This is a genomic window from Fusobacterium sp. (assembly GCF_029258315.1).
Classification (GTDB): Bacteria; Fusobacteriota; Fusobacteriia; order Fusobacteriales; family Fusobacteriaceae; genus Fusobacterium_B.
In genome coordinates, this window is record NZ_JARHZE010000033.1 from 1 (window position 1) to 19,322 (window position 19,322).

General features: G+C 29.4%; 23 protein-coding genes and 1 riboswitch. Of the genes, 6 read left to right on the top strand and 17 right to left on the bottom strand.

The window, feature by feature from the left end; translation table 11 throughout:
* Positions 1-263: 263 nt before the first annotated feature.
* The 17 genes from ilvC to Q1J48_RS02390 all read right to left on the bottom strand — a co-directional run bounded on the left by ilvC (position 264) and on the right by Q1J48_RS02390 (position 14,426).
* The gene (gene ilvC, locus Q1J48_RS02310; RefSeq protein WP_300360881.1) at positions 264-1,271 is read right to left on the bottom strand and encodes a ketol-acid reductoisomerase; all 1,008 of its coding nucleotides are present in this window, start codon (positions 1,269-1,271) and stop codon (positions 264-266) included.
* Between the two features lie 39 nt (positions 1,272-1,310).
* On the bottom strand, positions 1,311-1,547 hold the full coding sequence (locus Q1J48_RS02315) for an ACT domain-containing protein (RefSeq protein WP_300331630.1): 237 nt from the start codon (positions 1,545-1,547) through the stop codon (positions 1,311-1,313).
* Positions 1,531-3,252 (bottom strand): biosynthetic-type acetolactate synthase large subunit, encoded by a 1,722-nt coding sequence (gene ilvB / locus Q1J48_RS02320; protein WP_300360884.1) that lies wholly within the window; start codon positions 3,250-3,252, stop codon positions 1,531-1,533. The genes Q1J48_RS02315 and ilvB overlap by 17 nt, the downstream gene beginning before the upstream one ends.
* 10 nt (positions 3,253-3,262) lie before the next feature.
* Positions 3,263-4,927 (bottom strand): dihydroxy-acid dehydratase, encoded by a 1,665-nt coding sequence (gene ilvD / locus Q1J48_RS02325; protein WP_300360886.1) that lies wholly within the window; start codon positions 4,925-4,927, stop codon positions 3,263-3,265.
* Between the two features lie 466 nt (positions 4,928-5,393).
* A complete protein-coding gene (locus Q1J48_RS02330; protein WP_300360888.1) occupies positions 5,394-5,783 on the bottom strand; it encodes a hypothetical protein in 390 nt (129 codons plus the stop codon).
* A gap of 36 nt (positions 5,784-5,819) precedes the next feature.
* Positions 5,820-6,116: a DUF4298 domain-containing protein gene (locus Q1J48_RS02335; RefSeq protein WP_300331619.1), complete on the bottom strand. Its 297-nt coding sequence runs from the start codon at positions 6,114-6,116 to the stop codon at positions 5,820-5,822.
* 51 nt (positions 6,117-6,167) lie between these two features.
* Positions 6,168-6,494 carry a thioredoxin family protein gene (locus Q1J48_RS02340; protein ID WP_300360890.1) on the bottom strand — a complete coding sequence of 109 codons (327 nt, stop codon included), beginning with the start codon at positions 6,492-6,494 and terminating at the stop codon, positions 6,168-6,170.
* 14 nt (positions 6,495-6,508) lie between these two features.
* Complete coding sequence (locus Q1J48_RS02345; protein ID WP_300360891.1) at positions 6,509-7,348, bottom strand: ABC transporter ATP-binding protein; 840 nt, start codon at positions 7,346-7,348, stop codon at positions 6,509-6,511.
* A complete protein-coding gene (locus Q1J48_RS02350; RefSeq protein WP_300360894.1) occupies positions 7,349-8,401 on the bottom strand; it encodes a FecCD family ABC transporter permease in 1,053 nt (350 codons plus the stop codon).
* A complete protein-coding gene (locus tag Q1J48_RS02355; RefSeq protein WP_300360896.1) occupies positions 8,401-9,345 on the bottom strand; it encodes an ABC transporter substrate-binding protein in 945 nt (314 codons plus the stop codon). The genes Q1J48_RS02350 and Q1J48_RS02355 overlap by 1 nt, the downstream gene beginning before the upstream one ends.
* 66 nt (positions 9,346-9,411) lie before the next feature.
* Positions 9,412-10,272: an urease accessory protein UreD gene (locus Q1J48_RS02360; RefSeq protein ID WP_300360898.1), complete on the bottom strand. Its 861-nt coding sequence runs from the start codon at positions 10,270-10,272 to the stop codon at positions 9,412-9,414.
* The gene (gene ureG, locus Q1J48_RS02365; protein ID WP_300331605.1) at positions 10,273-10,884 is read right to left on the bottom strand and encodes an urease accessory protein UreG; all 612 of its coding nucleotides are present in this window, start codon (positions 10,882-10,884) and stop codon (positions 10,273-10,275) included.
* 12 nt (positions 10,885-10,896) lie between these two features.
* Positions 10,897-11,577, bottom strand: coding sequence for an urease accessory protein UreF (locus Q1J48_RS02370; RefSeq protein WP_300360901.1), 681 nt, complete (start codon positions 11,575-11,577; stop codon positions 10,897-10,899).
* A 1-nt stretch (position 11,578) separates the two neighbouring features.
* Positions 11,579-12,058, bottom strand: coding sequence for an urease accessory protein UreE (locus tag Q1J48_RS02375; protein WP_300360904.1), 480 nt, complete (start codon positions 12,056-12,058; stop codon positions 11,579-11,581).
* Positions 12,059-12,082: 24 nt separating this feature from the next.
* On the bottom strand, positions 12,083-13,798 hold the full coding sequence (gene ureC / locus Q1J48_RS02380) for an urease subunit alpha (protein WP_300360906.1): 1,716 nt from the start codon (positions 13,796-13,798) through the stop codon (positions 12,083-12,085).
* A gap of 8 nt (positions 13,799-13,806) precedes the next feature.
* Positions 13,807-14,115, bottom strand: a complete 309-nt coding sequence (locus Q1J48_RS02385; protein ID WP_300360908.1) for an urease subunit beta — start codon at positions 14,113-14,115, stop codon at positions 13,807-13,809.
* Between the two features lie 8 nt (positions 14,116-14,123).
* Positions 14,124-14,426 (bottom strand): urease subunit gamma, encoded by a 303-nt coding sequence (locus Q1J48_RS02390; RefSeq protein WP_300331590.1) that lies wholly within the window; start codon positions 14,424-14,426, stop codon positions 14,124-14,126.
* A gap of 199 nt (positions 14,427-14,625) precedes the next feature.
* On the opposite strand from Q1J48_RS02390, the gene Q1J48_RS02395 reads away from it, so the two are divergent.
* From Q1J48_RS02395 to ribE, 6 genes are all read left to right on the top strand, one after another.
* Positions 14,626-14,808: a hypothetical protein gene (locus Q1J48_RS02395; RefSeq protein ID WP_300331587.1), complete on the top strand. Its 183-nt coding sequence runs from the start codon at positions 14,626-14,628 to the stop codon at positions 14,806-14,808.
* Positions 14,809-14,955: 147 nt separating this feature from the next.
* The gene (locus Q1J48_RS02400; protein WP_300331584.1) at positions 14,956-15,438 is read left to right on the top strand and encodes a precorrin-2 dehydrogenase/sirohydrochlorin ferrochelatase family protein; all 483 of its coding nucleotides are present in this window, start codon (positions 14,956-14,958) and stop codon (positions 15,436-15,438) included.
* A 5-nt stretch (positions 15,439-15,443) separates the two neighbouring features.
* On the top strand, positions 15,444-16,778 hold the full coding sequence (locus Q1J48_RS02405; protein ID WP_300331581.1) for an MATE family efflux transporter: 1,335 nt from the start codon (positions 15,444-15,446) through the stop codon (positions 16,776-16,778).
* Between the two features lie 59 nt (positions 16,779-16,837).
* Positions 16,838-16,954, top strand: a riboswitch (FMN riboswitch).
* Between the two features lie 162 nt (positions 16,955-17,116).
* Complete coding sequence (gene ribH / locus Q1J48_RS02410) at positions 17,117-17,578, top strand: 6,7-dimethyl-8-ribityllumazine synthase (protein WP_300331579.1); 462 nt, start codon at positions 17,117-17,119, stop codon at positions 17,576-17,578.
* 5 nt (positions 17,579-17,583) lie between these two features.
* A complete protein-coding gene (ribD, locus tag Q1J48_RS02415) occupies positions 17,584-18,699 on the top strand; it encodes a bifunctional diaminohydroxyphosphoribosylaminopyrimidine deaminase/5-amino-6-(5-phosphoribosylamino)uracil reductase RibD (protein ID WP_300360911.1) in 1,116 nt (371 codons plus the stop codon).
* A gap of 1 nt (position 18,700) precedes the next feature.
* The coding region (ribE, locus tag Q1J48_RS02420; protein WP_300360914.1) for a riboflavin synthase at positions 18,701-19,322 on the top strand (622 nt) is incomplete at its 3' end.

The following is a 19,322-nucleotide window of genomic DNA, read 5'->3' on the forward strand; positions in this document are numbered from 1 at the left end:
TATATCCTCGTGAGTCATATAGTAAATTGTTCCATCTTTACAAGATTTTTCTAAAAATTCCTTTATAATTTCTTCTTGCCCCGGATATTGACTAGCTACATATTCAATTTCAGATGATTCAGAACAAGTAAAATATTTATTATCACTTACACTCATTTAAACCCCTCCTTCATTTTTGAATATTTTCTCCCTCTTAAATAAATTATACTCTTTCTTTATTTCTTGTCAATATACAGAGATTTCAAGATTTCCTTTAAATATTTTTATTTTATCCAAGACATAAGACTTCTTAATTCTTTTCCTACTAATTCTAATTCATGAGCTTTCGCTTCTTCTCTTTTTTTCTTTAAGAAAGGTTGTCCAGCTTTTGAGTCTGCTAAAAATTCATCTGCAAATTTTCCAGATTGAATATCTGATAAAACTTCCTTCATTTTTTCTTTAGTCTCTTTAGTAATAATTTTTGGTCCTGTTAAAAAATCACCATATTCTGCTGTATTTGAAATTGAATGTCTCATCTTAGCCATTCCACCTTCATACATTAAATCAACTATTAATTTCATTTCGTGTAAACATTCAAAGTAAGCATTTACTGGATCATAACCAGCCTCTCTTAAAACTTCAAATCCAGTTTTAATAAGTTCTGTAACTCCACCACAAAGTACAGCTTGTTCCCCAAATAAGTCTGTTTCTGTTTCTTGTTTAAATGAAGTTTCCAAAATTCCAGATCTTCCTCCACCAATTCCACAGGCCCAAGCAAGAGCTACCTCTTTTGTGTCTCCACTTGGATCTTGATTAACAGCTACTAAGCAAGGAACTCCAACATTCTCAGTAAAAGTTCTTCTTACTAAATGCCCTGGTCCTTTTGGGGCAACCATAAATACATTTACTTTTTCATTTGGTACAATTTTATTAAAATGAATATTAAATCCATGTCCAAATCCTAAATATACTCCATCTTTTAAATAAGGGGCTACTTCTTTTTCATACATTTCAGCTTGAGTTTCATCTGGTGTTAAAACCATTACTACGTCTGCATCTTTTACAGCCTCACTTGTCTGTTTTACCTTAAATCCTGCCTCTTCTGCTTTACTCCAAGATGGAGATCCAACTCTTAATCCAATAGTTACATCCATCCCATTATCTTTTAAGTTAAGTGAGTGAGCATGTCCTTGTGAACCATATCCCAATACTGTTATTTTTAATCCTCTTAATTTTTCTAAATTACAATCCTCATTATAAAATACTGTTGTTCCTAAGATATTTCCTGCCATAATTTTCCTCCTGAATTTTTATATTTTATTTTTTTATTCTTATAATCTTTCTACATTTACAATATCTACTATTTTATATACCTGTCTTTGAAGTTGTTCAAAAATTTCTTCACTACCTTCTAAAGTTAGAAAAACTTTTGCATATCCTGATTGATTTACAAAATCAACATTCATATTATGAATTTGATAACCTCTTTTATCAAAAAGACTCATCACTCTTTGAAGAAATCCCTTGTTATTTCTACTAACAATTTCTAAATTAAATATTTTCATCATAATCTTTAACACCTCGCATTCCCATCATATCTTCAACAGATTTTCCTGCTGGAATCATAGGATAAACATTTTCTTCACTATCAACTATACAATTAACTAAAACTGGTTCATCTGATTCTATTATCTCTTTTAATTTTTCTAAATCCATTTCATTTTTTAAAGTTATACCTTTTATTCCATAAGCTTGTGCCAATAGCATAAAGTCTGGATTATCATCTAAATTTACTGAAGAATATCTTTTTTCATGGAAAAGTTCTTGCCATTGTCTTACCATTCCTAAATAGGAATTATTCATTATAAAAACTTTTACTGGTAAATTATATTTTTTTAAAAGCATTAACTCTTGAATGTTCATTTGGATCCCCCCATCTCCAACTATTGCTAAAACTTTTTTATTAGGACAAGCTACTTGAGCCCCTATTGCACTTGGTAATCCAAATCCCATTGTTCCACCACCACCTGAAGAGATTAAACTATAATTTTTAAAAGTCAGATGTAAAGCACTCCACATTTGATGTTGTCCTACATCAGTTGTCACTATTGCATCTCCTTTTATTATTTTGTCTATATTTTTTAAAACTTTTTGTGGTGTAAGTACTCCTTTTTTATCTGGAATTATTAAAGAATATTTCTCTTTTAAATTTTCTAATTTATTAGTCCACTCTTTTATATTTCCCACTTCTATTTTTTTCTCATTTAATAATTTTAAAACTTTTTTCAAATCTGATACTATCGGCACATCTACTCTTATATTTTTTTCTATTTCAGATGGATCTATATCAATGTGAATAATTTTGGCATTTGGACAAAATTTATTAATATTCCCTGTAATTCTATCATCAAATCTGAATCCCATTCCAATAATTAAATCAGCTTCCAAAGTAGCTAGATTTGCTGGAGCTGTTCCGTGCATACCTAACATACCTAAAAATAATTTTTCATCTCCTGGAAAAGCACCCAGTCCAAGTAAAGTAGAGGTAACTGGAATCTGAGTTTTATTCACAAACTCTCTAAATTCATTTACAGCTTTTGAATGAATTACTCCAGCTCCACTGATAATAAGTGGCTTTTTTGATTCTTTTATCATTTTTAAAGCTTTTTCTAAATATTTTAAATTTTCAACATATCCTTTTTTATAACTTTCTAAATTTAAATTTTCAACATATAATTCTTCAAATCTTTCTTTTTCAATCTCTTCTAATTGAATATCTCTTGGAATATCAATTAGTACTGGTCCAGGTCTGCCACTTTTTGCTATGTGATAAGCCTCTTTTACTATTCTTGGTAAATCTTCAATAGACATCACTTGATAATTTGTTTTTGTTATTGGAAGAGTTATATTTACAATATCTGTTTCTTGAAAAGAATCTTTTCCTAACATACTTCTATTTACTTGTCCTGTAATAGCTAATAAAGGAATAGAATCCATATAAGCAGTCATTATACCTGTTACTAAATTTGTTGCACCAGGACCAGAAGTAGCTATACAAACTCCAACTTTTCCACTTGCCCTAGCATAACCATCTGCTTCATGGGATGCTCCTTGCTCGTGTCTAGCCAAATAATGATTTATTTTTGAAAAAGAGTAAAGTTCATCATATATTGGAATTACACTTCCACCTGGATAACCAAAAATATCTTTTACTCCTAATCTATATAAACATTCTAATAATACTCTTGCTCCATTGATTTTCTCTTTTTCCATCCTCTTCCTCTCATTCTCCAAAAATTTCTATCGCTCCTTGAGCTGCTGAAGAAACATGTAAAGCATATTTTTTTAAATACCCTTTTGCCTTTGATTGAAATTTTGGAAGTTTTTTTCTTCTCTCTTCTAACTCTTTATCACTAATTAAAAGCTCTATTTTTCTATTTGGAATATCTATATAAATCTCATCCCCATTTTCTACTAAAGCTATATTTCCACCACTAGCTGCCTCTGGTGAAACATGTCCTATCGATGCCCCTCTAGTAGCTCCAGAAAATCTTCCATCTGTTATTAATGCTACCTCTTTATCCAATCCCATTCCACTTAAAAGTGAAGTTGGTGTTAGCATCTCTCTCATTCCAGGTCCACCTTTAGGTCCCTCATAACGAATTACTAATATGTCCCCTCTCTCTACTCTATTTTCTAAAATTGCATTTACACACTCCTCTTCGCTATCAAAAACTTTAGCTCTTCCTTTATGTACAAGCATATCTTTTGCAACTGCTCCCTCTTTTACGACACATCCATCTAGAGCCAAATTTCCTTTTAATACTGCTATTCCACCTGTTGAGTAAGCTGGATTTTCCCAAGTTCTAATTACATCTTCATTATAAATTTTAGATTTTTCAGCTATCTCTCCCTGAGTTTTTAAACTAACTGTCTGGCAACTTTTATGTAGTAGATTATTTTCTCCCAATCTTTTTAAAACTCCACTAACTCCACCAGCTTCATATAAATCTTCAATATGATAATCACTTGCTGGAGCCAATTTACAAAGCTGTTTTGTTTTATTAGAAATTTTATCAAAATCTTCTAAAGTTAAATCTACCCCTGCCTCGTGTGCTATTGCTGTTAAATGTAAGGCTGTATTTGATGAACCACCTAAAGCCATATCTAAAGCTACTGCATTCTCAAAACTTTCTTTTGTCATTATATCCAATGGTTTCAAATCTTTTTCAAGTAGCTTCATTATCTGTTCACCTGCAGTTTTTGCAAGTCTCATTCTTTCAGAATAAACAGCTGGTATTGTTCCATTACCAGGAAGAGCCATTCCCAATCCCTCTGTTAAACAGTTCATTGTATTTGCTGTAAACATTCCTGAACAAGAGCCACAAGTTGGACAACTTCTATTTTCTATTTCTAACAGTTCCTCTTCTGATATCTTATTTGTTTTAAAACTTCCCACTGCTTCAAAAGTACTACTTAAACTTATTTTTTTCCCTCTATGATTTCCTGCAAGCATTGGTCCCCCACTTACAAAAATACTTGGAATATTTAATCTCGCTGAGGCTATTAACATTCCTGGTACTACTTTATCACAATTTGGAATGAAAACAAGAGCATCAAAGGGTGTTGACATTGCCACTGTTTCAATGGAGTCAGCAACTATATTTCTAGATACCAAAGAATATTTCATCCCTGTATGATTCATTGCTAGTCCGTCACAAACTCCAATAGTATTAAATTCCATTGGTATTCCGCCAGCATTTCTGATTCCATCTTTTACACTTTGCACCAATTGTTTAAGATGCATATGTCCCGGTATAGTTTCATTAAAAGAATTTGCTATTCCAATCAAAGGTTTTTTTAGTTCCTCATCTGTTAATCCTAATGCTTTTAATAATGATCTATGTGGTGTTCTAGTTACTCCCTTTTTTAAATTATCGCTTCTCATTTTCTTCCCCCTATTTTAATTAATTTATTGTATAAAAAAAATCCGACAGAGTTATCTGTCGGATTCTTAAAAGTTATTTATCTATATTTTTAGAAATTTAAGATAGTTTTTTCAAAACATATTAACAAGCTCTTAAATATCACAAAAATATTATTATAAACTTTTAGATTCTTCAACAGATAACTAACTAAGTTAATAATAATTATTATAGATATTATGCTTATTATTATGTTCATTACTAACATTAAATTTCCTCCTCTCTTTTTTGTTAGAGCAATTATAACAAAATTTATTAAAAAAAGTAAAATATATATTTTTTATGAATATATATTTAAAAAATTAATTTTTATGTTTGTCCATAGAAAATCAACTATTAAACCGCTATATATACAAAAAAGTTCCCTTAAATAGAGAACTTTTTATAACTTTTATTAGTTTTTATTTTAATAATTAAATTAAAAATAAATTACTCGACTATAACATTCATTCCATTTTCTAGACGAATAATTTGTTTATGTCCGTCATTATATATAACTCTTCCCTTTTGTCCAACTGAATTATTGTATAATTGACCATTATAATAATCTGGAGATTGTAATCTTGCTGGAGCTTGAGTATTACGATATTTATAGTGAGCATTTTCAGCTACTGCTCTTCTTTCGTAATCTCTTCTTATATCTCTATCCAGTCTATCCAAACTTCTTTGATGATGTAATTCACTATCTTGATAAACATTATTTAATATCAAAGCAGAACCACCAATTATTCCAGCTCTTTCTCCTCTACTAAGTCTTCCCCACCAACTAGCATAACTTACTGTTGATAATATCATTAACATAAATAAAATTTTTTTCATAAAATTCCCTCCTTTATTTAGCAAGGCTTTAGATTTTTATTTCAGATTTTTTAATCTTTCTTCTAGCTCTATACTTTCAATTAATAAATCATCAATACTATCTTCTGATAAAATACCTCTTTTTAGATCTTTGGGAATCATACCTTTTTCATCAAGAGTATAATCTTCCATATATTTACTACTGTTATAATAATCTTTTAATTCTTTTAGCTTAGATAAACTTTCCTCATATTGGTCTAAATTATTTTTTAAAGATTCTATATTTTGTGAAACTTCATCATAAATAGATTCAAAATATTTTATTCTCTCTATTGCTGTATCTATTTCTTTCATAGCCTTTACCTCTTGATTATTTTATATTATACCTGTATTCTACCATATTTTTTAATTATTTTCAAATAGTTCCAAATATCTCAAAATTTGTTGAAAAATTTCATCCAAACTAAAATAACCACTTTTTCTTATACTTAATTTTCCTTCTATAAAAACCTCAATGGTAGGAGCTGTAAAAATATTTTCTTGAGCTGTTACCTCTGGAAATTTTTCAATAGAAACGTAAATAGATTTTATCTTATCAGAAAATTTCCAGTTATCTATCTTATTTTTCAAAGAAAAACAGGGAGCACAACTATCAGTTCCAAATTGAACCAATAATATTTTTTCTTGAGATATTAATTTTTTTAATTCCTCTATATTTTCTAAATTTTTCATTTCTTCCCCTAAGTTTATTTTATAATATGTGAGTGAATTCCTGTGAATTTATCTTCATGAAAATGATCTATACCAACTCCGTCAATATGATAGTGATTTGTCATATAAGATATTTGTATCTTATTATTTATTGGATTTTTTCCTATATAGCAATCTATCCCAAAAATATTTTTTAAATTTTCTTCTGTAAGTATTTCTTCTGGAGTTCCTTCTTTTATTTTTTTTCCATCCTTCATTACAAAAATATAATCACAAAATATAGCTGCTACATTTAAATCGTGTAAAGCAGCTATAACTGTTATATCTAAATGTTTTATCATATGTAAAAGTTGAAGTTGATACCCAATATCTAAATGATTTGTAGGTTCATCCAAAATTAAAGTTGGAGTTTCTTGAGCTAAAGCCCTAGCTATTAAGACTCTTTGTTTTTCTCCACCACTGAGATTTTTAAAATCTCTTCCAATGTGGTTCTTCATCCCTGTTTTTTCAAGCATTTTAATAGCTATCTCTCTGTCTTTATCCGAATAATCTTCAAAAATATTTTTATAAGGATACCTACCCATTTCAACAATTTGTTCTATGGTAAAATCAAATTGACTACTATCCTCTTGAGCTAAGACAGCTATCTTTTTAGCCCTCTCTTTTTTGCTTATATTTTTTATATTTTCTCCATCTATAAAAATCTCTCCTTTATTTGGAGTGTGAATTCCATAAATATTTTTTAGAAGTGTAGACTTTCCTGCACCGTTAGGACCAATTATACCTATAAATTTTTTTTCTGGAAACTTTATATCTATATTATTTAAAATTTTTTTTCCTTTAACTTTGTAAGAAAGATTTTTTATCTCTATCAATTACTTTTCACCTCCAAAGGAATATCCATTTTTTCCAATCATAAATAAGAAAAATGGTCCTCCAATTATAGATGTTATTATTCCTATTGGTATATCTCTTGGAGGAAATATACTTCTTGCTATTGTATCACAGATAATTAAAAATATTCCTCCGACTAAAAGTGATGATAAAAGAAGTTTTTTATGACTACTCCCACAAAAATATCTACATATATGTGGAACTATCAAACCTATAAATCCAATAGATCCTGTCATAGCTACTAAAATTGAAATAAGTAAAGTAGTAGTTAAAATTATCACTGTTTTTATTTTTCCAACTTCCATTCCAACCATTTTAGCAGTATTATCTCCTAGCAATAAAATATCTAGAGATTTTGCTAGCATTAATGAGATTGAAAATATAAGTACTAAAGCTATAAAAGGAATGAATATCTCTCCCCACCTAGCTCTTCCAAGACTCCCCATACTCCAAAACACTGCTGATCTCACTTGATTTGAATTTTTAGCTGAATAAACCAATATATTTGTTATTGAAGAAAATATTGTAGAAACTGCTAATCCTGTTAGTATCAATCTAACAGTAGAAATATTTTTTCCATTCTGAGTACCAATTATAAAAACTATTAATCCACATAGCAAAGCACCCACAAAAGCTCCACCTGTAATATTTAAAACTCCTACACTAGCTCCTCCTAAAACAATAACTGCCACTGCTCCTGAAGAAGCTCCCGAAGATATCCCTAATATATATGGATCTGCTATTGGATTTTTAGTTATACATTGCATTAATACTCCTGAAATTGCAAGTCCTCCACCACTTATAGCTGAAAGTAAAACTCTTGGAGCTCTTATTTCCCAAATTATTGACTCTATATTTTTTTTCCAAACAACTTGAAAAATTTCCTTATTAGTAACTTTATTTATAAGAAATTGATAAACATCACTCATTGGAATATAACTACTTCCAAAAGAAACTCCTAAAATTATACTAAAAATTAAAGCTCCGCTTAAAATTAAAATCAAAAATAAATATTTACCTTCTCTTCTTGACATTATTTCTCATTTCCATAAAACATTTGATATAATTTTCCTACTGTTTTAGAATTTCTTATTCCTGGAGCTAAATCAATCAATCCTATTTTATATATTCTATTATTTTTTATAGCATCTATATTTTTTAATCCTGGATGATTTTTTAAGAATTTTATTTTTTCTTCAGCAGTTATTCCTGAATAGTATTCTGTTACAACTATTATTTCTGGATTTTTCTCAACTATATCTTCAAAAGAAACTGTTGCATAATCTTGTCCTAAATCTTTATATATATTTTCTCCACCTGCAAGTCTAATAAGATCATTTGGAAGTCCAGATCCACCTACAAAAGCCTCTCCCTCTCCTGAGTCATAGATTAAAACTTTTGGTCTGTCTTTCATATCTTTAGTTTTTTCATATGTCAACTCAACTTCTTTTTTCATTTTATTAACTATTTCTTGAGCTTTCTCTGGAACTTGGAAAATTTTTCCTAAAAGAATAAAATCAGAATAAACACTCTCTATTGTAGCATCTGGTGCTAATCCCCTAGAAATAAATGGAGTTATTCCTCTCTCTTCTAACTCTTCTAAAGAGCCCGTTGCCTCTTCTGTAATTGATTGTTCCCAACCAGTTACAAAATCTGCTCCCGTTGCAATAAAAGATTCCTTTGATATTGAATGTCCCTCTCCCATTTCTAATTCAGGTATTTTTTCATAGACAGTTTTATATTCTGGTAAAATCTCTTCATTTAAAAGTGCTGTCCCTATCATTTTGTCTTGAAGTCCCAAAGCAAGTAGTGTTTCTGTCATAAATTGGGCTAAAGTAACTGCTCTTTCTGGAGCTTTTTTTACAGTGATCTCTTTTTTATAAACACCATCATCAAAAGTATAACTTACAGGCTCATATCCAAAACTTGTAATTGACATCAAAGCAAAAGTTCCTATAACTATTTTTTTTAATCTCATTCTTTCTCCTTTATAATTATAAAAAATAAATTTAAGAAAGGGTGAAAAATTTCACCCTTGTTTCTTTTAATATTTTCTTAAATCCAAATCTTCCAATTCAAAAAATTCTTTTCTAAGAAAATTATGAATTATCCCTATAACTTTTTGTATATCTTGAGTCAGATTTCCAAGAATTCTAACTACAAATCCATTTTTTTCAAGAAGAGATATTCCAAATTTTACATCTAGAGAGATATCCTTTGTTAGATCTCTTACTTTTTTTATCAATTCTTTATTAACTCTTTCATCTATTACAATCATAGTTCCAAAATTTTTATACCCTTCCAAAATTCCAAAACTTTGTACTTCATATTCTTTTGGTACTATCTTTAAATTATCAAAATAAATAGGTTCATTCTCAAGATAAACTTCTGTTTTCATTCTTGCACTTGTATATTGAAAAAGTTTCCCATCTGGAGACCATCCACAAGTAATCCCGTCTGAATAAATAAGAGTGCTATCTTTTTCTAAAAATATCTCTGTTTTTTGCTCATAAACAGCATCCTTATAAAGTATCACACTGTCGTTTATAAATTCAAGTTTACTACTCTCTTCTAACTCTATTTTTGTATATTGCTTTGAAGGAATATCATTTTCACTTTTATAAACTTTATTAGGAGCTTGAGTTGTTAAAATACTATGGCTATCTTTTAATAATTTTATTTGATTTTCATAATATTCTCCCTCAATATAACCTCCACCTAATTGTATCAGATAATAACAAGGAATCTCATCATTTTCTAAATAAATAGCTGGTGAAACTTTTGCAGCTCCTACTGTGTAACTTTTATCTGCGGCTGTTCTTCTTGGAAATTTTTTTAAAATAAGTTCTGTATATCCAGCAAGATTATTTTTTTTTAAATCATCTATTGTGATTTTTTCTTTCATTTATTTTAGCCCCTCTAAAAGACAGTTTGATTTTATCCAATCAATAACTCTAATAACTCCTTCATCTGTCTTTAAATTTGTGAAGATAAAATCTTTTTCTTTTCTAAATACTTTTGTATCTTCTCTCATTACATCAAGATTAGCTCCTACATATGGTGCTAAGTCTATTTTATTTATGATGAACATATCACTTTTTATCATACCTTGTCCAGCTTTTCTAGGAATTTTTTCTCCTTGAGCCACATCAATAATATATATTGAAAAATCTACTAAGTCTGGACTGAAAGTAGCTGCTAAGTTATCTCCACCACTTTCTAAAAATATTATATCAAGATCATCAAATCTATTTTTTAATTCATCTATTGCAGCAAAATTCATAGAGGCATCTTCTCTTATAGCTGTGTGTGGACAACCACCAGTTTCAACACCAATTATTCTATCTTCAGGTAAAACAGAATTTTTTACCATAAACATTGCGTCTTCTTTTGTATAGATATCATTTGTTATAACAGCAATTTTATAATCTTTTGCCATCATTCTTGTCACTCTTTCTATAAGAAGTGTTTTTCCTGAACCAACTGGTCCACCAACACCAATTATTACTGGTTCCATTTTTTCCCCTTTCTAAGACATAAAAAGTCTAAATACTAGCCCTTCGTGATTGATTTGTGAGATTTCCAAACCTGGCACAGTCAAACCAAAATCTTCAAAATCTAATTTTTTAATCTCTTCTACCAATCTCTCAAAGACTTCAAAAAATTCTTTCATAATTATAAGTCCATCTTTTTGTCCAAGTGGAATGGCTCTCACTCCATTTTGAATCAAAGTAGAAATTGTACTGTACATATAATATGCTAAAGCATCTTCCATAGAAATTTCTAAATAATTCATTAAGATAGCTGTGGCAATACTTGGATTTCCAAAAGATTTTTTTTCTTTTATTCTTTTTTCATATTCTTTAAGTAGTGGAATATCATAAAGTTCTAAATAAGTTTTTATCATCCTTTGTCCTACAAGTTTAGCTCCATCTCTACTTTCTTTTGCACTATTTTGTACAGTTATTTTTCTATCCAATTCCCAAATTTTTTCTATATCTTTTTTATCAATATATTCATATGAAAGTCTTATAGCAAATCCATCTGAATATATAAATTGATGTTTTAAATAAGATTTTAACCAAATTCTTAAAGTTTCACTATCTTTTATCTGTCCATCTCTTAGATATGTCTCCATTCCAAAAGAGTGATTAAAAGATCCAACTGGAAAATTTGAATCACAAATCTGCATAACACTTAAAATTTTCATATTAATGGCTGTGGTCAACATGTCTGAATGCCTGCTTTAATTTCATATTTTTTCTTTCAAATTCAACTTTTATTTCTTGTAAAAATTTTTCTACAAGATAATCATATTGAATTATTATTTTTCCCTCTTCAATTTGAACAGGTAGATGTTTATTCCCAAGATTATGAGCCACTTCTCCCATTTCATTAATATCTCTTGGAGTGATTACTAGTACATCATCTTCTTTGACAGAAACAATTATCATATTATGTCCATCATTAAAAAGAATATCTCCATCCTTCATCTCACTTCCTTTTGGAAGAGAGATTCCATATTCATTTCCGTGATCTGTTTTTACTCTCAATACTCTCTTTAAAAGTTCATCACTTTCTAAGTATATTCTCTCTATATGAATATGGTGTTCATCGTGGTGATGGTGCTCACACTCTTCGTGATGATGTTCCATATCCTTTATATTTCCTAAAATTTTATCTAATATCATCTCTTTCTCCTTTTCTCTCAAAGTTTAGAATAAGAAATATTTTTGTGCCATTGGTAATTCTTTTAATGGTTCACAAGTGATAAGCTCTCCATTTACTCTTACATCATAAGTTTGTGGGTCAACTGTTATCTCTGGAGTAATATTATTTAATTTCATATCTTTTTTAGTTAAAGTTCTGTGCCCTCTTACTGGTAAAACTATTTTATTTAATCCAAGCTCCTCTTTTACTCCGTTTTCATAAGCATAAGTTGAAACAAAAGTAATTGATGTACTTGCAGTTGCTTTTCCGTAAGCTCCAAATTGTGCTCTCATCATCATTGGTTCTGGAGTTGGTATTGTAGCGTTAGCATCTCCTACCACTGCTTGAGCAACCATTCCACATTTAACAACCATTTTAGGTTTTACTCCAAAGAAAGCTGGTTCCCAAATTACAAGATCTGCAAATTTTCCTACTTCAATAGATCCAACATATTCAGAAATTCCGTGAGCAAGTGCAGGGTTAATTGTATATTTTGCTATATATCTTTTTGCTCTATTATTATCAGAATACTCTTCGTCTCCCTCTAATATTCCTCTTTGTAATTTCATTTTGTGAGCTGTTTGCCAAGTTCTCATTACAACTTCACCAATTCTTCCCATAGCCAAAGCATCTGAACTCATTATACTTAATGCTCCCATATCTTGAAGAATATCTTCAGCAGCTATTGTTTGCTCTCTGATTCTTGAATCAGCAAATGCTAAATCTTCAGGAACTTTTGGATCTAAATGGTGACAAACCATAAGCATATCCAAATGCTCAGCTATTGTATTTACTGTAAATGGTTTTGTTGGATTAGTTGATGCTGGTAAAACATTATTAAAAGATGCCATTCTTACAATGTCAGGTGCGTGTCCTCCACCAGCTCCTTCTGTATGGAAAGTATGGATAACTCTATCTTTTATTGCATCTATTGTATCTTCTACAAATCCAAATTCATTTAATGTATCTGAGTGAAGAGCTACTTGAACATCATATTTATCTGCACATTTTAAAGCATTATCAATAGCTGATCTTGTTGCTCCCCAGTCTTCGTGAACTTTTAATCCAATAGCTCCAGCCTCTATTTGTTCCTCATTAGGACCTTCTACCGCTCCACTTCCTTTTCCAAAAAATCCGAAGTTTATAGGGAAACCTTCTGCAGATTCTAACATTCTGTGAATATGCCAAGCTCCTGGAGTTGTTGTTACAGCTTTTGTTCCTTCAGCTGGTCCTGTTCCTCCACCTATTAATGTTGTAAGTCCTCCGCTTAAAGCTGTTTCAACTATTTCTGGAGTAATATAGTGTACGTGAGTATCTATTCCACCAGCTGTAACTATTGTCCCTTCTCCAGCAATAACCTCTGTACTAGCTGAAACTATAAAATCTACATTATCCATCATATCAGGATTTCCACCCTTACCAATGAATTTTATTTTTCCATCTTTTATACCTATATCAGCCTTATAAATTCCTGTATAATCAAGGATAACAGCATTTGTAATTATTGTATCCACTACCTTATCATTATCTCTTTTTTCAACTGGATTAAGTCCCATTCCAGCTCTTAAAGATTTTCCACCACCAAATTTACATTCATCTCCGTATGTAGTAAAATCTTTTTCTATTCTTATAAATAATTCTGTATCTGCAAGTCTTATACTATCTCCAGTAGTCGGACCATACATAGAAGCATACTGTTTTCTTCCTATTTCAAAACTCATTTTTCCTCCTAATCTAAAGCCCCATTTATTTTGTCATTTAGTCCATAAACTTTTCTATTTCCACCGATGTCAATAAGTTTTACCTCTTTTTCATCTCCTGGTTCAAATCTCACTGCTGTTCCTGCAGCTATATCCAATCTTTTTCCATATGCTTTTGCTCTATCAAATTCAAGGATAGAGTTTACTTCATAAAAATGGAAATGAGATCCTATTTGGATAGCTCTGTCTCCTCTATTTATAACTCTTAAAGTTATTGCTTCTTTTGAAGCATTACATACTATTTTATCTTTTTTTAATATATATTCTCCTGGTCTCATTCTTCCTCCTATTCGATCGGATCTTTTACACTAACTAATTTTGTTCCGTCTGGGAAAGTAGCTTCAACTTGAACTGTTTCTATCATTTCAGCTACTCCATCCATTACATCTTCTCTTGTAAGGATAGTTCTTCCGAAACTCATAAGTTCCTCTACACTTTTACCTTCTCTAGCACCTTCCATTAATTCATCTGTTATAAGTGCAATTGCTTCTGGATAATTTAATTTTAGTCCTTTATTTTTTCTTCTTCTAGCAACTTCTGCCGCTACTACTATTAGAAGTTTTTCTTTTTCTCTAAGAGTTAATTTCACTGTATTTACCTCCAATTATTAAGTTTTTTCATCAAATATTATATTATAATTTTTGTTTATTGTATAGATTATTTTTATAAGACTTTTATGTTTTTTATTAGATTATTTTTTCAATTTTTTTACATTTTTTATTATTAATTTGTTAAAAAAATAGAAAAGTGCTAAAATATATTTAATAATTTTTAGGAGGATTTTAATTATGACTTTAGAAGAAATAATAGAATTTAATGCTATGCCAATAACCGAAGAGCAACTTGAAGATTTAAAAAATTCTGATTTAGTTGAGGATGTACAAGATAATGGAGATGCTCCTATGTATCCAAATCTCACTTGGTATATTCTTACTTTGGTAAATGGTAAAGAAATAAATGTTTTTGTATAATTTTAACTTTTAAAATTACTTTGTAAAAAACACGATTTTTATCGTGCTTTTTTATTTATTTGATTATGCTTTTATTATAAATTTACTTTTTTTTAAACTTGTGTTAAAATATATCTACAAATTTTTTAAACTTGGAGCTGATATTCTATGAAAGAAAATAATTTTTTTCCAATCTTTGTAGATTTTTCTGGAAAAGAAATTCTTGTAATTGGTGGTGGTAAAATAGCGTATAGAAAAATTGTAACTCTTTTAAAAGCAAATGCAAATATAACTATCATTACTAAACAAATTAAAGAAAAAGAAATAACTAAACTTTTATTTAATGAAAAAAGAGTTCAATTAATAATGAAAGAAATTTCTCCTTCTTCTTTCGAAGAGATTTTAACTGACAGATTTTTTCTAACAGTTGCTGCTACTGATAATAAAGATCTTAATTCTCACATTGTAAAATTTTGTAATAAAAAAAATATGTTGGTTAATAATATTACTTCAACCGATGATATGAATACTAGATTTTGCAGCGTCATTGAGTCTGAAAAATATTCTATTGGAATTTCAGCTAAAGGAGATCCAAAACTTTCTATGTTATTGAAAGAAAAAATCTGTAATTTTTTAAAAATTGAAAGGTGATACTGATGAATTTAAATTTGGCTAAAGATAATCTTTTTAAAATTATCTTTAAGTATGGAGCTCCCTCTATTGTCACAATGTGGATATATGCATTGTACACTATTGTAGATGGATTTTTTATAGGTAAATTTGTTGGAGCAAATGAACTTGCTGCTGTTAATATTGTTATGCCTTATGTAAATCTCTCTTTTGCTCTAGGAATTATGTTGGCTGTTGGAAGTGGAACTATTATTTCTATAAGCTTAGGAGAAAAAAATATAGAAAAAGCTCATAGGATTTATAGTCTTTCTTTAGAACTTTTTGCTATATTGGGTGTAACATTAAGTCTTCTGGGAATATTTTTTCCTAAAAAGATTGTAACCATACTTGGAGCTAATGATGTTATTCTTTCTTCTGCTTCAACTTATCTTTTTTCTCTATCCTTTTTTACACTTTTTTATCTTCTCTCTTATGGATTAGAAGTTTTTGTAAGAATTGATGGAAATACTACTTATACTTTAGTTTGTATCTTAATTGGAGCTTTTTCCAATATTGTTTTAGACTATATTTTTATCTATAAATTAAAATGGGGAATAAGAGGAGCTGGGCTTGCCACTGGTATTTCTGAACTTAGTGTCGCTTGCTCTCTTGGGCACTATCTTTTTTTTAGATCCACAAAACTTAAATTTAGTCTTGTAAAAATAAAAATTTCTGAAACTTTAAGAATTCTTTATAACGGTTCTTCTGAATTTTTAACTGAAATAGCCACTGGTATTGTTATTATGGCTTTCAATTTAAATATTATGAGTATTGTTGGAGAAAAAGGGGTTTCTGCTTTTGGAATTATAAGCTATATCTCTACTTTAGTTACTATGACAATGATCGGTTTTTGTCAAGGATTACAACCTGTAATAAGTTATAATTTTGGAGCTAAAAATTTTAAAAGAATTATTAAAATAATAAAAATAAGTTCTATCACTGTAACTTTACTCGGACTTTTCTTCTATATTATTTGTAATATTTTTACTAAAGAGATAATCTCTATTTTTATAAAGGATGATAAGGAATTATTTGAAATAACTAAAAATGCTGTAAACCTTTATAGTTTCACTTATATTTTAATGGGAATTAATATTGTTATAAGTGCATTTTTTACTGCTATAGAAAATGCTTTTGCCTCTGCTGTTTTAAGTGTTCTTAGAGGAATGATATTTATAAATATTTTATTATTTATTTTACCAAAAGTTTTTGACTTAAATGGTGTGTGGATAAGTTCCCCTATAAATGAAATTTTTTCTCTTATAATTTCTTGTTTAGTCTTTTATATTTTTGGATTAAAAAAAATTCTTAATAAGTCTTGACACAAAAATTAACCTGTTGTATAATTAGGGCGTCAAAGATAAAAAATTAATAATAAATTGTAAAACTTCAGGGCAGGGTGAAATTCCCGATCGGAGGTAAAGTCCTCAAGTGCTTAGGCATTGACTTGGTTAGATTCCAAGACCGACAGTTAAAGTCTGGATGGAAGAAGGTTGCAAAGTAGTTTTTAAATTATATTTTATTTTGGTTTATGATTTTTTATTCATAGACTTGTATTTAAGATATATAGTTGATTATAATATACTTTGTTATAAATGCCCGAAAGTTATTTCGGGCTTTTCTTTTTTCCCTGTAAGTTACAAAATAACAGGAGGAAATAATGAGAGTTTTAGAAGGAAATTTTGACGGAAAAGGATTAAAAGTAGGAATAGTAGCAGGAAGATTTAACGAGTTTATCACTTCAAAATTAATTGGTGGAGCTGAGGATGCATTAAGAAGACACGGAGTTAATGAAGATGATATCACTTTAGCTTGGGTACCAGGTGCTTTTGAAATACCTGTTGTTGTACAAAAAATGGCTGAATCTGGAAAATATGACGCTGTTATCGCTTTAGGTGCTGTAATAAAAGGAGCTACTCCTCACTTTGATTATGTTTGTGCTGAAGTTTCTAAAGGTTGTGCAACTATATCTTTAAAAACAAATATCCCTGTAATGTTTGGAGTACTTACAACAAATAGTATAGAAGAAGCTATAGAAAGAGCTGGAACAAAAGCTGGAAATAAAGGATTTGATGTGGCTAACGGAGCTATTGAAATGTGTAATCTTTTAAAGGGGATGTAATCTAAATGGATGAAAAATATATGGAATTAGCTTTGGAACTCGCTTTAAAAGGAAAGGGGAAAGTTAATCCAAACCCTTTAGTTGGAGCCATTGTTGTAAAAGATGGAAAAATTATTGGAAAAGGTTATCATAAATTTTTTGGTGGCCCTCACGCAGAGGTTTATGCTCTTGATGAAGCCTCTTTTGATGCAGAAGGAGCTACTCTCTATGTTACTTTAGAGCCTTGCTCACATTTTGGAAAAACTCCACCTTGTGTGGAAAAAATAAAAAAAATGAAAATAAAAAAATGTGTTATTGCTACTCTTGATCCAAATCCTTTAGTTGCTGGTCGTGGAAAAAAAATTCTTGAAGAAGCTGGCATTGAAGTAGTTGTAGGAGTTTGTGAAAAGAAAGCTCTAGAAATTAATAAAGTTTTCTTTAAATATATACAAACTAAAAAACCTTACCTATTTTTAAAATGTGCTATTACTTTAGATGGTAAAATTGCTACTTCTTTTAAAGATTCAAAATGGATTACAAATGAAAAATCAAGAAAAAAAGTTCAACATCTAAGAAATGAATTTACTGGTATAATGATAGGGATTAATACTCTTCTTAATGACAATCCTAGACTTACTGCTAGAATTGAAAACGGGAGAGATCCATATAGAATTGTTATAGATCCTAATCTTAAAACACCTTTGGATTCTAATTTTGTCAATATGAATGATAAAAAAAGTATAATAGTAACTTCAAAAGAAAATAGTTTGGAAGATAGTGATAACTATGAAAAATATTTAAATCTTTGTGAAAAAAATATAAAATTTATATTTCTTAGTGGAAAAGACTTTTCAATTGACGAAATTCTTGATAAAATAGGGGAGCTTAAAATAGATTCTGTTTTATTAGAGGGTGGGTCTTATCTAATATCTAGAGCTTTCAAAGAGGATAGAATTGATGGAGGAGAAATATTTATCGCTCCTAAAATTCTCGGAGGTGGACTTCCATTTATAGATGGATTTAATTTTAAAGAAATAAAAGATTGTTTTCATTTAGAAAATATTAGATATAATATAATTGATGATAATATTTCTATTGAGTTTTTTAAAAATGTAAAAAATAATCTTAAGGTAGGTGATTAATATTTTTACTGGTTTAGTTGAAGAGATGGGAAGAGTTCTATCTATAACTAGTGGAGATAAATCAGTTCAATTAAAAATACAATGTTCAAAAGTTTTAGAAAAGGCAAAACTTGGAGATAGTATAGCTACTAATGGCACTTGCTTAACTGCTATCGAAATAGGAAAAGATTATTTTGTAGCTGATTGTATGCACGAAACTATAAAAAGAACTAACTTAAAAAGATTAAAATCTGGTGATATTGTCAATCTTGAAAAATCTATCTCTCTTTCTACCCCTTTAGGTGGACATCTTGTTACTGGTGATGTAGACTGTGAAGGTAATATTATTTCTATTGAAAGAGATGGAATAGCTAAAGTATATGTGATAGAGATAGAAAATAGATTTATGAAATATATAGTTGAAAAGGGAAGAGTTAGTATTGATGGAGCCAGCCTTTCAATTGTTGGATTTGAAAATAATACTTTTTCTGTTTCACTAATTCCTCACACTCAAGAAATGATTACTTTAGGCAAGAAAAAAGTTGGGGACTTTGTAAATATTGAAACTGATTTAGTTGGAAAATATATAGAAAGACTTCTAAATTTTAAAGAAGAAAAAAAAGATAAATCTAAAATAGATATGA

Bases quoted from the DNA above. Each gene is read 5' to 3' on its own strand.
- ilvC (WP_300360881.1), bottom strand. From the start codon at position 1,271: ATGGCAGGAAATATCTTAGGAACAACAGTATTTTATAATGAGGATTGT.
- Q1J48_RS02315 (WP_300331630.1), bottom strand. From the start codon at position 1,547: ATGATGAAAATATTTAATTTAGAAATTGTTAGTAGAAATAACAAGGGA.
- ilvB (WP_300360884.1), bottom strand. From the start codon at position 3,252: ATGGAAAAAGAGAAAATCAATGGAGCAAGAGTATTATTAGAATGTTTA.
- ilvD (WP_300360886.1), bottom strand. From the start codon at position 4,927: ATGAGAAGCGATAATTTAAAAAAGGGAGTAACTAGAACACCACATAGA.
- Q1J48_RS02330 (WP_300360888.1), bottom strand. From the start codon at position 5,783: ATGAAAAAAATTTTATTTATGTTAATGATATTATCAACAGTAAGTTAT.
- Q1J48_RS02335 (WP_300331619.1), bottom strand. From the start codon at position 6,116: ATGAAAGAAATAGATACAGCAATAGAGAGAATAAAATATTTTGAATCT.
- Q1J48_RS02340 (WP_300360890.1), bottom strand. From the start codon at position 6,494: ATGAAAAATTTAGAAAATATAGAGGAATTAAAAAAATTAATATCTCAA.
- Q1J48_RS02350 (WP_300360894.1), bottom strand. From the start codon at position 8,401: ATGTCAAGAAGAGAAGGTAAATATTTATTTTTGATTTTAATTTTAAGC.
- Q1J48_RS02355 (WP_300360896.1), bottom strand. From the start codon at position 9,345: ATGAGATTAAAAAAAATAGTTATAGGAACTTTTGCTTTGATGTCAATT.
- Q1J48_RS02360 (WP_300360898.1), bottom strand. From the start codon at position 10,272: ATGAAAGAAAAAATCACAATAGATGATTTAAAAAAAAATAATCTTGCT.
- ureG (WP_300331605.1), bottom strand. From the start codon at position 10,884: ATGGAACCAGTAATAATTGGTGTTGGTGGACCAGTTGGTTCAGGAAAA.
- Q1J48_RS02370 (WP_300360901.1), bottom strand. From the start codon at position 11,577: ATGAAAATTTTAAGTGTTATGCAGATTTGTGATTCAAATTTTCCAGTT.
- Q1J48_RS02375 (WP_300360904.1), bottom strand. From the start codon at position 12,058: ATGATATTAGATAAAATTTTAGGAAATATAAAGGATATGGAACATCAT.
- ureC (WP_300360906.1), bottom strand. From the start codon at position 13,798: ATGAGTTTTGAAATAGGAAGAAAACAGTATGCTTCTATGTATGGTCCG.
- Q1J48_RS02385 (WP_300360908.1), bottom strand. From the start codon at position 14,115: ATGAGACCAGGAGAATATATATTAAAAAAAGATAAAATAGTATGTAAT.
- Q1J48_RS02395 (WP_300331587.1), top strand. From the start codon at position 14,626: ATGACTTTAGAAGAAATAATAGAATTTAATGCTATGCCAATAACCGAA.
- Q1J48_RS02400 (WP_300331584.1), top strand. From the start codon at position 14,956: ATGAAAGAAAATAATTTTTTTCCAATCTTTGTAGATTTTTCTGGAAAA.
- Q1J48_RS02405 (WP_300331581.1), top strand. From the start codon at position 15,444: ATGAATTTAAATTTGGCTAAAGATAATCTTTTTAAAATTATCTTTAAG.
- ribH (WP_300331579.1), top strand. From the start codon at position 17,117: ATGAGAGTTTTAGAAGGAAATTTTGACGGAAAAGGATTAAAAGTAGGA.
- ribD (WP_300360911.1), top strand. From the start codon at position 17,584: ATGGATGAAAAATATATGGAATTAGCTTTGGAACTCGCTTTAAAAGGA.